This is a genomic window from Synechococcus sp. MU1625 (assembly GCF_020514205.1).
Classification (GTDB): Bacteria; Cyanobacteriota; Cyanobacteriia; order PCC-6307; family Cyanobiaceae; genus Parasynechococcus.
Genome location: NZ_VTLA01000001.1, coordinates 584,220 through 596,992, shown reverse-complemented (window position 1 = coordinate 596,992; position 12,773 = coordinate 584,220). Strand labels below are relative to the sequence as shown.

13 protein-coding genes are annotated in these 12,773 nt (G+C 59.4%); 3 read left to right on the top strand and 10 right to left on the bottom strand.

Going from position 1 to position 12,773, the window contains the following annotated elements; all coding sequences use genetic code 11:
• Nucleotides 1–23: 23 nt before the first annotated feature.
• A complete protein-coding gene (gene scpB / locus FZX13_RS03365; protein WP_115022019.1) occupies nucleotides 24–521 on the bottom strand; it encodes an SMC-Scp complex subunit ScpB in 498 nt (165 codons plus the stop codon).
• A 39-nt stretch (nucleotides 522–560) separates the two neighbouring features.
• A complete protein-coding gene (ilvA, locus tag FZX13_RS03360) occupies nucleotides 561–2,090 on the bottom strand; it encodes a threonine ammonia-lyase, biosynthetic (RefSeq protein ID WP_226407265.1) in 1,530 nt (509 codons plus the stop codon).
• Between the two features lie 80 nt (nucleotides 2,091–2,170).
• Between ilvA and dxs the strand changes: the two genes are divergently transcribed.
• Nucleotides 2,171–4,102, top strand: coding sequence for a 1-deoxy-D-xylulose-5-phosphate synthase (gene dxs, locus FZX13_RS03355; protein WP_226407263.1), 1,932 nt, complete (start codon nucleotides 2,171–2,173; stop codon nucleotides 4,100–4,102).
• A 13-nt stretch (nucleotides 4,103–4,115) separates the two neighbouring features.
• Entirely contained in the window at nucleotides 4,116–5,303 is a 1,188-nt protein-coding gene (locus tag FZX13_RS03350; RefSeq protein WP_226407262.1) for an NAD(P)/FAD-dependent oxidoreductase, read from the top strand.
• A 52-nt stretch (nucleotides 5,304–5,355) separates the two neighbouring features.
• Here FZX13_RS03350 and psaK read toward each other — a convergent pair whose 3' ends face one another.
• The 3 genes from psaK to FZX13_RS03335 all read right to left on the bottom strand — a co-directional run bounded on the left by psaK (nucleotide 5,356) and on the right by FZX13_RS03335 (nucleotide 6,255).
• The gene (gene psaK, locus FZX13_RS03345; RefSeq protein WP_226407260.1) at nucleotides 5,356–5,613 is read right to left on the bottom strand and encodes a photosystem I reaction center subunit PsaK; all 258 of its coding nucleotides are present in this window, start codon (nucleotides 5,611–5,613) and stop codon (nucleotides 5,356–5,358) included.
• 68 nt (nucleotides 5,614–5,681) lie between these two features.
• Nucleotides 5,682–5,969, bottom strand: a complete 288-nt coding sequence (locus tag FZX13_RS03340; RefSeq protein WP_226407259.1) for a DUF3593 domain-containing protein — start codon at nucleotides 5,967–5,969, stop codon at nucleotides 5,682–5,684.
• Nucleotides 5,959–6,255, bottom strand: a complete 297-nt coding sequence (locus tag FZX13_RS03335) for a DUF2499 domain-containing protein (protein ID WP_115022031.1) — start codon at nucleotides 6,253–6,255, stop codon at nucleotides 5,959–5,961. Before FZX13_RS03335 ends, FZX13_RS03340 begins: the two co-directional genes overlap by 11 nt.
• A 27-nt stretch (nucleotides 6,256–6,282) precedes the next feature.
• Between FZX13_RS03335 and csaB the strand changes: the two genes are divergently transcribed.
• Complete coding sequence (gene csaB, locus FZX13_RS03330) at nucleotides 6,283–7,416, top strand: polysaccharide pyruvyl transferase CsaB (protein ID WP_370630772.1); 1,134 nt, start codon at nucleotides 6,283–6,285, stop codon at nucleotides 7,414–7,416.
• Here csaB and FZX13_RS03325 read toward each other — a convergent pair.
• Genes FZX13_RS03325 through ggpS form a run of 5 tightly spaced genes read right to left on the bottom strand, consistent with a single transcriptional unit; the run spans nucleotide 7,349 to nucleotide 12,750 of the window.
• Entirely contained in the window at nucleotides 7,349–8,326 is a 978-nt protein-coding gene (locus FZX13_RS03325; RefSeq protein WP_226407257.1) for an ABC transporter ATP-binding protein, read from the bottom strand. The genes csaB and FZX13_RS03325 overlap by 68 nt on opposite strands.
• A complete protein-coding gene (locus FZX13_RS03320) occupies nucleotides 8,323–9,138 on the bottom strand; it encodes a carbohydrate ABC transporter permease (protein WP_226407255.1) in 816 nt (271 codons plus the stop codon). Before FZX13_RS03320 ends, FZX13_RS03325 begins: the two co-directional genes overlap by 4 nt.
• On the bottom strand, nucleotides 9,135–10,001 hold the full coding sequence (locus FZX13_RS03315; RefSeq protein ID WP_226397595.1) for a carbohydrate ABC transporter permease: 867 nt from the start codon (nucleotides 9,999–10,001) through the stop codon (nucleotides 9,135–9,137). The genes FZX13_RS03320 and FZX13_RS03315 overlap by 4 nt, the downstream gene beginning before the upstream one ends.
• Nucleotides 9,998–11,263 (bottom strand): ABC transporter substrate-binding protein, encoded by a 1,266-nt coding sequence (locus FZX13_RS03310; protein WP_226407253.1) that lies wholly within the window; start codon nucleotides 11,261–11,263, stop codon nucleotides 9,998–10,000. The genes FZX13_RS03315 and FZX13_RS03310 overlap by 4 nt, the downstream gene beginning before the upstream one ends.
• Nucleotides 11,260–12,750 carry a glucosylglycerol-phosphate synthase gene (ggpS, locus tag FZX13_RS03305; RefSeq protein ID WP_226407251.1) on the bottom strand — a complete coding sequence of 497 codons (1,491 nt, stop codon included), beginning with the start codon at nucleotides 12,748–12,750 and terminating at the stop codon, nucleotides 11,260–11,262. Before ggpS ends, FZX13_RS03310 begins: the two co-directional genes overlap by 4 nt.
• Nucleotides 12,751–12,773 lie beyond the last annotated feature (23 nt).

Here is a 12,773-nt window from a genome sequence, read left to right as displayed (position 1 = left end):
ACGAGGGCTGAACTCCTCCGACTTTATGCAGCTTCTGTCAGATCGGTTGCACCGAGATCAGGAAGCACTGAGAAGGTGCGATGAAATTTTTCGGTGAGGGTGATCCAGTAGGAGCGGCCTTCACTTTGACGGCGGCGTTCGATGAACTCCTGTGCCACCAGTTCCTTGATGTGGTCATAGGCACCCGATCCACGCAGATCCACGAGATCGGATTGGAGAATCCGCTTCTTCAGGGCAATGGTGGCGAGGGTTCGCAACGTCGCGGTGGAGAGATTCACCGGCAGCAGGTCTTTCACGAGATCGCCCATGCCCGGCCTCAGCTGCAGGCCGTAGCGACCGCTCTGCTCAACGATCTCCAGTGCACTGTCTCTCTGGGCGTAGGAGGCGGTGAGAGCTACGAGTGCTTCCTCCACGTCGCGACGCTCGGTTCCTGCCAGCTCAGCCAGTTCGCCGACACTGACGGGTCTGCCCTTCAAATAAAGAACGGCCTCGAGCCGTGTGGGCAGGGATGCAGACGTCATCACAACCCCTCAAGAGCACTCAAGTTACCGTCCTGAAACTCAGAGGAACAGTGCATAGGCAGGGTTGTTTGTTTCATCCCAGTGGCGATACCCCAGGGCACTGAGAAAGTCGGTCCACCCTTCCATCTCCTGTTTCGGCACCAGAACTCCCACCACGATTCGCCCTACGTCGGCACCGTGGTTCCTGTAGTGGAAGATGCTGATGCTCCATCCCGGGTGTAGGGCATCAACGAAGCTCATCAGGGCACCCGGTCGTTCGGGGAATTCGAAGCGATACAGCAGCTCTCGGCATTCCCCGGCGCAGGCCGTTCGCGCTGAAGACGGCAGCCGACCTCCCACCATGTGGCGCAAATGGACCTTGGCGAATTCGTTGTCGCTGAGATCAAGAGAGGGAAAGCCACCCTGCTCCAGTTGGTTCAGTAGGGATGACCGATCGTCTTCATCCTTCACCTGCACACCGATGAAGATTTGCGCCGTGGCGCCATCGGTCATGCGGTAGCTGAATTCGGTGAGGCTCCGCTCCCGCAGCAGTTCGCAGAGGCGCCTGAGGCTGCCGGGTGATTCAGGAATCTCCACAGCCAACATCGCTTCCCGCTCTTCACCGAGCTCAGCCCGTTCGGCGATGAAGCGCAGGCGGTCGAAATTCATGTTGGCGCCGCAGGCCACCGCTACGAGATTGCGACCTGCTTGGTTGCGATCGGCCACGTCCTGCTTGAGACCGGCAATCGCCAGTGCGCCCGCAGGTTCCAGGATGGAGCGGGTGTCTTCGAAGACGTCTTTGATGGCGGCACAGATGGCGTCGGTGTCGACCCGGACCATCCGATCGACAAACCGTTGGGCCAACTCAAAGCTGTGTTCACCCACTTTCCTCACGGCGACACCGTCGGCAAACAGGCCCACCTGCTCCAGCTCCACCCTTTGCCCCTGCTCCAAAGAGCGGGTCAGGGCATCGGCATCGATCGGTTCCACACCAATGACCTCGGTTTCAGGCCAGAGTCGTTTGACGTAGGCGGCGATTCCGGCGATAAGGCCACCTCCACCAACTGCCACGTAGATGGCGTTGGGTGGCTGCTCTGCCTGGCGCATGATCTCCATCCCGATCGTCCCCTGACCAGCGATCACCTCGGGATCGTCAAAGGGGTGGATAAAGGTGAGGCCTTCGGCTTTACAGCGCCGCTGTGCTTCTGCGGAACACTCGTCGTAAGTCTCGCCATGGAGCACGACTTCACCGCCCAGGGCGCGCACGGCGCGCACCTTGACCTCCGGCGTCGTGCTTGGCATCACAATCACCGCTCGACAGCCGAGTCGCTTGGCACTCAGCGCCACTCCTTGGGCATGGTTACCGGCACTGGATGCAATGACACCGCGCTTCAGCTCGTCAGCGCTCAGCTGTGCCATGCGGTTGTAAGCGCCGCGCAGTTTGAAGGAAAACACCGGCTGGAGATCCTCACGCTTCAACCAGACCGTGTTGTTCAGTCGGCGGCTCAGATTGGGGGCGTGATCCAGGGGGGTTTCACGCGCCACGTCGTAAACGCGTGCACGCAGGATCCGCTGCAGGTAGTCGGTCATCTCACCATTCTTCCAAGGGTTCGATCCAGACAGCATCCGGGCTGGTTCCCGTAGATTGCTCGTATTGGAACTGGCAGTGCATGCATCTCGGAGATCTCAAGCATCCGAATGAACTGCACGGACTCAGCCCGGCTCAGCTCGAGGATGTGGCACGGCAGATCCGTGAGAGGCATCTGCAGGTTGTGTCGACCAGTGGTGGACACCTTGGTCCTGGTCTGGGTGTTGTGGAGCTCACACTCGCTCTGTACCAGACCCTCGACCTCGATCATGACCGCGTGATCTGGGATGTCGGTCATCAGGCATACCCCCACAAATTGATCACAGGGCGGTTCAACGATTTCGATTCCCTGCGCCAGCAGCGTGGGGTGGCTGGATACCTCAAGCGTTCGGAGAGTGGCTTCGATCACTTCGGAGCCGGTCACGCGAGCACCTCGATATCCGCTGCGCTGGGGATGGCGATGGCGCGGGACAACAAGGGTGAGTCGTACAAATGCGTTGCTGTCATCGGTGATGGTGCCCTGACAGGCGGCATGGCCCTGGAAGCCATCAATCACGCGGGGCACCTTCCCAACACCCCGCTCCTGGTGGTGCTGAACGACAACGACATGTCGATCTCCCCACCGGTGGGAGCCCTATCGAGTGTTCTGAACCGTGCGCGGCTCAGCCCACCGATGCAGTTCATCTCGGGGAGTGTCGAAGAGAGTGTTCGTCACCTGCCGTTCATGGGTGGAGAGCTTCCTGCGGAACTCAATCGCCTGAAGGGAAGCATGCGACGTCTCGCTGTTCCCAAGGTTGGTGCCGTGTTCGAGGAACTCGGTTTCACTTACATGGGTCCGATCGACGGCCACGACATCGGTGAGATGGTGCGCACTTTTCAGGCGGCCCACCGTGAGGGTGGTCCTGTTCTGGTGCATGTCGTCACGACTAAGGGCAAGGGCTATCCCTACGCCGAGGCTGATCAGGTCGGCTACCACGCGCAATCAGCTTTCGATCTCAATACCGGTAAGGCGATCCCCTCATCGAAACCCAAGCCCCCCAGCTACAGCAAGGTGTTTGGTCAAACCCTCGTCAAGCTGTGCGAGCAAAACAGCCGGGTGGTGGGAATCACTGCGGCGATGGCCACCGGTACTGGGCTCGATCTGCTGCAGAAGGCCATCCCCAATCAGTACGTGGACGTCGGCATTGCCGAGCAGCATGCCGTCACCCTTGCAGCGGGGATGGCATGTGAAGGGTTGCGTCCTGTCTGCGCGATCTATAGCACCTTCCTGCAGCGGGCCTACGACCAGTTGATCCACGACGTTGGAATTCAGAAGCTGCCGGTCACCTTCGTGCTGGATCGTGCGGGCATCGTCGGTGCCGATGGGCCGACGCACCAGGGTCAATACGACATCAGCTACATGCGTGCCATTCCCAATTTCACGGTGATGGCTCCGAAGGATGAGGCCGAGCTGCAGCAGATGCTGGTGACCTGCCTCAGTCACGACGGGCCGACAGCCCTGCGCATTCCCCGGGGATCGGGTGAAGGCGTGCCCTTGATGGAAGAGGGTTGGGAATCCCTGCCGATCGGCCGTGGAGAACTGCTGCGGGAAGGTGATGACTTGATGATCGTTGCCTACGGCGCCATGGTGGCGCCGGCTCTTGCCACAGCCACTCTGCTTGAGGAAGCAGGTCTTTCGACCACGGTGATCAATGCCCGATTCCTGCGGCCGCTGGACCAGGCCCTCATTCATCCTCTGGCCCGCCGCATCCCCCGTGTGGTCACCATGGAGGAGGGAGCCCTCCCCGGAGGATTTGGGGCCGCCGTTCTCGAGTCGTTGAGCGATCAGGACATCACTGTCTCAATGCTGCGGATCGGCATTCCCGATCAGCTGGTCGATCACGCCACTCCTCAACAGAGCAAGGAAGCTCTTGGTCTAACCCCTGCACAGATGGCTGAACGCATCCTTGAGCGCTTCAGCAAGGCCGCTGGTGATCTGCCATCCAGCGCTTCGATCAAGGCTCTGCAGGCCTGAAGCGGAAGGATCTGTGTCGGTTCTAGTCGTTGGTGCGGGGCCTTCCGGTGCCCGCCTGGCGATTCAACTGGCGCGCAGCGGTGCTGAGGTCACCCTGGTGGATCGCTTGATGGATCCGGAACGCAATGCCTATTCCAGCGCAGCTCTTCCTATGGAGGCTGTTCGTCGGATTGGCCTGCCGGATGAAACCATTGCCGCAACCTGGCAGGGCTGGCAGTTGCACGATCCTTCCGGTCTTGTGCATCAGTGGTGGTCTGACGACGATCTGGGGGTGGTGCTCGACTTCGGCAGGCTCCGTTCCTTTCTCTGGTCGGAAGCGCGTCGCCATGGTGTGGAGTTGATTCAAGGCTGTCGGGCAGTTCTGAAAAGCCTCAGCGCAGAGAACGCCACCGTGCAGCTGCAGACGCGCGATGGTGTGGAGTCGTTGCGCTCAGTCCGGTGGCTGATTGACGCCACGGGTGCACGTCGCGATCTGCTTCAGCAGGCTGGTGTCAAGCCCAATCCAGCTGATCCGCTGCTGCAGGGGATCGGTGTCGAGTGGCTGCTTCAAGCCGATGATCGCCACGCCGCACCCTGGCGGGATCGGATCAGTTTTTTTCTGGGGACGCCCTGGATCAGCCACGGATACGGCTGGATCTTCCCTATGCAAGGACAACGGCTGAAGGTGGGTGTCTGTCAGCTTCCTCCGCCCCATCGTCAGAACCCCGGCAGCCTGGCGCAGCCCCTGCAGCGGTTGATTCAACGCTGCGGCTTGTCCGACTGTCTCGTTCTGGATCGCCATGGTGGGCCTGTTTCCAGCTCGATCTCCCGATCTGAAGCGCTGGGTGTCGATGCGCTGTTGGCGGTTGGAGATGCGGCAAGTACAGCCAATCTTCTCGGTGGAGAAGGCATCCGCCATGCGATGGACAATGCCGATCAACTGGCCGATCTGTTGATCGCTGATGGGATGCGCGGCGACTCAGCAACCATTCCCCAACGCTACAGACAGGAACTTGACGCCAAGCGGAGCTGGCGATGGTCGGTGTCAGGCCGTCTGGCGCGGCGCACCTGGTGGGGGCTCAACAATTGCCGGGCTGATCAACGACTCGAACGTCTGATCAATGGACTTTCTTCCACAGCACAAGCAACTGCTCTCTCTGAGCTGCTGTTTGAGTACAGATTCGAGCGTTACGGCTTACGCCTGTTGCCCTATCTGCTTTGAGCGATGTTATTTCCGGGGAGGAGCCGTGGCTCCTTCCCGGAAAGGTGTTGCTTCAGAGCACACCGCGGGCTGCCAAGCCCTGGATCGCACCAATGCCGATGATGTGGCCAAGGCTGGTGGTACCGAGCAGGGCTGCATGTCCCATTCCACCGAAGAAGGTGGAGTTGGGAAGTGCAGCGCCTTCGTTGGGGTGCTTAATCGTGGCCTTGCCGACCATGATGGCAACCACATTGCAGAGGATCATCACCAGGGCGACCTTGGGAGACCAGGACACTGTGGCGGGAGCGATCGCGAAAAGGTGGGTCAGCATTCGAGCCAATGAGCGACACCTCATCATCCGGGGGTTCTGCCGTCTTGCCTGAGTCTCTTAAGAGTTGTTCACCCTTTCTTGGGGGTCGGTAGCAGCAGTCCGATCACCAGAACGGTGTTGCCGAGCGTTAGGAAGGCTTCTGCACCACCGTGCAACCAGTCGATCTCCACCAGTTCCGCTGAGCAGCAGCGCAGAGCTGCGATGGCGGCAACAATCGTGACGGCGACGAACAGTAGTGTGAGTTGAAAGCCGCGTTCCGCCATCTGCGGAAGTGCCTTACTCCTCTGGAGCCAGAAGAGAAACAACAAATAAGGGATTAGCGAGACCGCAAACAGGGGTGCGGGATCAAAGTTCATTGACCACCCCGTCAGCCACCCGACGCCGTTGGAGCTGCCATGCCGCAAACGCCAGGGTGCTGTTCCCGATCACGGTGAATAGGGCCTGAAGGGTGACCAGGCCCCGCAGAGCGTCGCTGTTGTCAAACAAGTGCCATGTGCAGGCTGCCATCGCACTCACCAGGGCCGGAAGCATGGCCCATGCCATGCCTGACAGTCCGCGTCGATGCATCAACACGATCGCCACACACCACTCGATCACTGAGGCGACGTGGATCCACCAGGTTCCGAGCGACAACGCGTGCATGGACCGAATCCTAGGAATCCGTTGATAATGCTTGGAGTGAACAGGCTGCTGCCCGTGGTACGCCCCGCTGCACCTGTCCTTCTGCTTTGTGGCTACTACGGAGAACACAATCTCGGGGACGATGCACTGCTTCAGGTGCTGGTGTCAGCGCTTCCCGAGTCGCAGCAGTTGTTGATCACAGTGCGTGATCCAGTTCCGGTCCTTGCCCTGGCACCGTCGGCCGTCACCGTGAATCGCCGCGCATTGGTGAGCTGCCTTCGTGCCGCTCTGCGCGCGGATGTGCTGGTTCTTGGGGGCGGCAGCCTGCTTCAGGACAGCACCAGCTTCAGCAGCCTTGTTTACTACCTGCTTCTGATGGCGGTCGCCCGTATCGGTGGTGCCGAGCTGGTTCTCTGGGGCCAGGGTCTGGGGCCATTGCAGCGTTGGATCAGTCGGATGCTGGTGCGCGCTGTGTTGCCGTTCTGCAAGGTGGCGAGTTGGCGCGATCAGCGCTCCTTTGAATTGGCTCGGCGCTGGGCGCGATCGTTACCCATGGTGCTGGCCGCAGATCCTGTCTGGCAGATGCCGGCGCGTCCATGGATCGGAGGCGACGCCATCGTTCTGAGCTGGCGTCCAACACCACTCCTGGATCACTCGGGCTGGCGTCGGTTGACGGATGCTTTGGATGCTCTCAGTGCCGAGTTGGCAGCCCCGGTGATCTGGTTGGCGTTCCATGAGCATCAGGATGCTCAGTTGCTGCAGCAACTGAGCGATGCGGGGCTGCTTCCAAAGCGTCTGAAGGGGTGCAGCACAACCTTGGTGCCCCAGTCCCTGGAGGTTGTTTCTGATGTAGTCCAACGGGCACGCCTTGTGCTGCCCATGCGCCTGCATGCCTTGATCCTGGCCCGTCTTTCCAACAGTCCGATGGCTGCTCTCAGCTACGACCCGAAGGTTGAGGCCGCCGCTGCCATGGCGTCCGTGCCTTGTACCCCATTGACCTCCTTGCCTTCCGTGGATGCATTGCTGGATCTGTGGCGAGCTGAAGTAGATCGCCCGGCGGATCCCAATCAAACGGAAGACTTGCGATGTCAGGCATCGGCTCACAGCGACCTGCTCAAGCGGATGGCAGTCGACGACCGGAGATCGCATCGAAGCGATGCTCACAATCGCTCGACCAACTGATCCGCGGTTCAGCCGCGATCGTCGTTTCTCCGGAGCAGACCATTCGTAGGTCGCCGCGATCGCAACGGACCAGAAGCATCTGATTGGCACCGAACCATTCACGGCTGAGGATTGTGCACGGCCAGCCATCGGAATCGATCCGCAGGTCGTCCGGTCGGACGCCGATGGTCACGCCGTTCTGAGCTGGCAACAGATTCATCTGCGGGCGGCCGATGAACTGGGCGACGTAGGTGCTGGCCGGCTGCAGATAGAGCTCGCGAGGTGTTCCGATCTGTTCGATGCTTCCATTGCGCATCACCGCGATGCGATCTGCCAACGCCATTGCCTCCTGCTGGTCATGGGTGACGTAGACCACTGGTTGGTCACCACCGATCATCAGACGGCGCAACTGGGGACGCAGGTCCTCACGCAATTGCGCATCCAGATTGCTCATCGGCTCATCCAGCAGATAAACCAGTGGATCCCTCAGCAACGCTCTGGCTAGGGCGACCCGTTGGCGCTGTCCGCCGGAGAGTTGTGATGGCCGTTGCTGGGCATATTCGCTGAGTTGCAGCACCTCCAGAACGCTGCTGATCCGCGCATCGCGGCTGCTGGTGGTGCCACCTCGAATCCTCAAACCCAGTTCGAGGTTCTCCCACACGTTGAGATGCGGGAACAGGGCATAGCTTTGAAAGACCATCCCCACCCGGCGCCGTTCGGCGGGAACGTCAACCATCTCGGCATCATTAATGCGAATGGAGCCTTGATCTGGTTGATCGAGCCCCGCGATTAGACGCAAAGCCGTGCTTTTCCCACAGCCACTGGCACCCAGCAGAGCGACGCATTCCCCATCGGCCACGTTGAGGTCGAGCTGCTTGAGAACCTGGCGTTCGCCGAAGCTCTTGCTGATGGCCCGTAGTTCCAGTGTCATCCCTTAATTGCTCCGTTGGTGAGTCCACTGACGATCTGCCGCTGGAACACCAGCACCAGCACCAGCAGAGGTATGGCACCGAGCACAGTCGCTGCTGCGTAGGTGCCGTAGGGGACCGAATAGGTGGATGATCCCGCAATCCGGGCCATCGCCACCGGCAATGTGAGCAGATCGCTGCGGCTTAGCCAGGTGAGGGCCACTGGATACTCGTTCCAGGCGAACAGGAACACCAGGATCGCTGTGCTGGCGGAGGCTGGTGCAATCAAGGGAAGCAGCACCCAGCGCAGCCGTTGCCAGAGAGACAGACCCTCAAGCTTCGCCGCGTCCTCGAGATCGTTGGGTAGGGCTTCGAAGGCAGCGGTGAGCAGGAGCAGGGCCAGGGGCATCGACAGAGCGCTATAGGGAATGGAAATGGCGATGAGGTTGTTGCCCAGAGAAAACGTGCGGGCCAGTTCGAGCAGTGCCAGAAACAGCAGCACATAGGGAAATAAGGCGGCTCCCACCACGGCGGTCCGGAGGCTTGCCCTCCATCGAATGGGGAGTTTGGCCAGTCCGTAGGCGGCTGGGATCGCCAGCACCAAGGTGAGCAGCGTTGTGAGGGAGGCCACCAGGCTGCTGTTGAACAGGTATCTCCAGAACGGCGGATCGGTGCTCAGCAGATCCCTGTAGTTGTTCAGCGTCCAGCGGTTCCAGAAGCTCAGTTGTTCGTTGACCAGGGCATCGGCCGTGGTGAATGAACTAACCAGTTGCCACAGCATCGGGGCGAGGGACCAGACCAGCAGCAGTGCAATCCAGATGGAACGTCGCGTCATCGATCCAGGGGCCTCAACACACCGAAGGTTTTCAGCACCAGCGTTCCCGCCAGGATCAGGGCTGTGAGCAACAGGAATCCTGCGAGCATCACCGTGGCGCTGTAACCGAAATCAAGGAAGCGCATGCCGTTGAGATAGGCATAAAGGGCGATGCTTTCTGTGCTGCCGGCAGGACCACCACCGGTCAAAACCTGCACCAGATCAAACACCCCGAAGGCCTGGGCCAAGCGGAACAGAAGGCTCAGCAGGATGTAGGGCAGGAGCAGCGGCAAGGTGACGCGGCGCAGGGCCTGCAGAGGGGTTCCGCCTTCCAGACGGAAGGCGCTGTAAAGGTCGTCGGGAATGCTTTGGAGCCCAGCCAAAAGGATCAGCGTGATGAAGGGTGTTGTCTTCCAGACATCGGCGAAAACCGTCACCAACCAGGTGATCGATGGGGTGGACAACAGATCCAGGGAGTCGAGTCCAAGTGTTCGGGCCAGCACCTCGATTGGGCCGTAAGGAGTGTTGAAGATCCAGCGCCAGCCAAGGGCCATCATTGTTGTGGGCAGTGCCCAGGGGAGCAGGGTCAGGGCTCGAACGGCGCCTCTGCCACGCCAGCTCTGATGAAGCAGGAGCGCGATGGCCAGTGCCAATAGCAATTCCATTCCCACGGAGATCAGGGCGAATCGCGCGGTCTGCCCCGCATCCAGCCAGAACCGCTGATCAACTGCCAGCCGTATCCAGTTGGCTCCGCCGTTGGCCACCGGTTCCAGTCCGGTGAGGACGGAATCAGCGTGGAAGCTCAGCCAGGCGTAACGAAGCATCGGCCAGCCGAAGACGACGGCGATCAGCAGTAGGGCTGGAACAGCCAGGAGAACCGTCATGGCGTCGCTCCCGCTGCACGAAGCAGGGTCTGGCTTCGCTGCTGACTGGTCGCCATCGCTTCATCAGCGGATCCAGTTTCGGTGAACAATCCGTTGAGTTCGCGCTGCACCACATCACTGAGTTGGGCGTAGAGGGGTGTTGGTGGACGCACAACCGCGTGGTTTAGCGCTACCTGCAGCTCCGGAAGCACAGGGGAACTCTTCAACATTTCCGGATCGCTGAACAAATTCGCTTGGGTGGGTGAGTAGCCGTTGTTGAGAAAGCGAGTTCGCTGGGAGGCTTCATTGGTGAGGTATCGAATGGCTTCCACCGCCGCCTCCTGATGGGGCGACTGACGCATCAAGCTCAACCCCCAGCTGCCCAGGGTCGCTCCGGGTCGTTCGCCCGGTTGCGCCACCATCAGGCTGATGCCCACGTTGCCTTTCACATTGCTGTCGTCCTTCTGCAGTTCAGCCCAGGCATAGGGCCAGTTCCGCATCAGTGCGGCATCGCCGGATTTGAAAGCTTGAAGCGACTCCGATTCGGCGTAATTGGTGACGGCATAGGGACTGATCCCTTCGTTGATCAGATCGTTCAACCAGGCCGCAGCCCCTCTTGCCTCAGGCGTATCCAGCTGCATGGTGTTGGTGGTGGTGTCCATCCACTCGCCGCCGAAGCCCTGCAGCACTTCTAGGAAGTCGCAGCTCAGCCCCTCGTACTGACGCCCCTGCCAGACGAAACCATTGGCAACGGCGTTGGTCTGGACCAGCTGTCCTGCAACGGACACCAACTCGTCTGGTGTTTTCGGTGGCTCTTTCATGAGATCCGTCCGCCAGTAGAGCAGTCCCACATCGGCCACCAAGGGCCAGCGGTAGAGATGGCCGTCGTAGTCGTTGCCCAGCCGTGCTCCCTCCACCAGCTGTTCCTGGTCGGCCTGATCAAACCAGGGATCCAGGGGTTCCAGCCATCCCGCGGCTGCATATTTCGGTAGCCAGGTGACATCCATCAACAGCGCGTCGAAGGGTGCATCCCCGAGCAGAAGGCTGCTGATTGCAAGATCTGAAATCGATTCCGTGTTCAACGGACCTCGGATCAAATTCAGATGAATCCGGCCGCGATTCTCGCGGTTGAAGGTTTTCACCAGCTCAGCGCTGGCGTCGGTGAAGGAGGAGGGCATGAGGATGCTCACCTCTTCCGCCCGGAAGGACGCTGACCCCACCAGGCAGCCGAGGGCAATGACCAGCGCTAAGGCCCCGCTCGCCAGCCAGCGGCGCAGCTTCACTGGGCGTTTGAGGGCGTCAGACCAGACATTTGTTCATCGGCCCAGTCACGAACGGTGTAGCTCTCCACGGCATCGGTCATGCGACTCATTCGATCGCGTTGCTCGTCTTCGTCCATTTCCAGTGCCGATTCGATTGCATCGTCCATGCGGCGATTCGAATAGGGGTTGGTCAGAACGGCGCCATCGAGGACAACCGAAGCACCGGTGAATTCGGAAAGAACAAGAACACCGCCGCGGTTTCGCCGAGCAGCCGCATATTCCTTGGCTACCAGATTCAGTCCATCGCGCAGCGGTGTGATCCAGCAGACATCTGCTTGGCAGAACCAGGCAATCATTTCGTCGTAGGGGATCCGACGGGTTGAAAACCGGATCGGGACCCAATCAATTTGGCTGAAGCGTCCGTTGATCCGCCCCGCCATTTCTTCAATCGAGCGTTGCGTGTCTTCGTAGATTTTCATCCCACTGGCAGCGGCGACGCAGGCGAGCATCAGTACAACTTGCCCATGCAAATCCTTGCGTCGTTCCAGCAGGCGTTCGAAGGCCAGCAGCAACTCCTCATTGCCCTTCGTGTAATCAACACGACTCGCGGAGAGGATCAGTTTTCGTCCCTTTTTGGTGTCTTGAACGATCAATTCACCATGGCTTTCAACGGATGGGCTCCAGCACAACTCCTGAATTAGATCAGGAGATGTGCCCACCGGTGAGCTGAGTAACTGAATGGTGCGGCCTTTGTGCTCGAGATGACTGGTGACCGTGCCTTCGGAAAGGGCTGTTCCTACTCCAATGAATTTCCGATCCACTGAAACTTTTGGACCGCGCTTGGCTCCTACTAGGGTGCTGGCGGCACGGGCAAAGTTTTCGGTGTAGCGCGGAATATGGAAACCAACGACATCGCAACAGAGCAAACTTTCAAGAATTTGCTCACGCCAAGGCAGGATGGCGAAAACATCATTCCCTGGGAAAGGGGTGTGATGGAAAAAGGCAATCTTTAGGTCGGGACGTTCAGCTCGGATGTAACCGGGAACCAGCCAGAGGTTGTAATCGTGAACCCATACCGTTGCACCCTCGGCAGCCTCGGCACATGCCGCAGAGGCGAATCGTTTGTTGACCTCTTCAAAGATCTTCCAGTTCGCATTATTAACGTTGAAGTATGTGGGAAATGTGTGCAGGATCGGCCAAAAGCATTCTTTTGACGTGATGTGATAAAAACTGGAGATCTGCTCGTCTTCTAGAGGGATTCGGCAGAGCGTGAAAGGAGACGGATTGTCCATTTCAATCCGTTCTGTGCCTTCATTCGACTGATCGTCGACGCGTCTCCAGGCAATCCATGTACCTTTGTCGCAGCTCCGAAAGAGATTGCGAAGGGTAGGAATTATTCCGTTAGGGCTTTTCTGGTCGACCCAAATTCTTGATCCGTTGTTGTCTTTTGATTCATCAAACGGGGTGCGGTGGTAGAGGATTATGAACGAACTTTGACCCGCACCCATCTATTCGAACAACACTTCGTTCG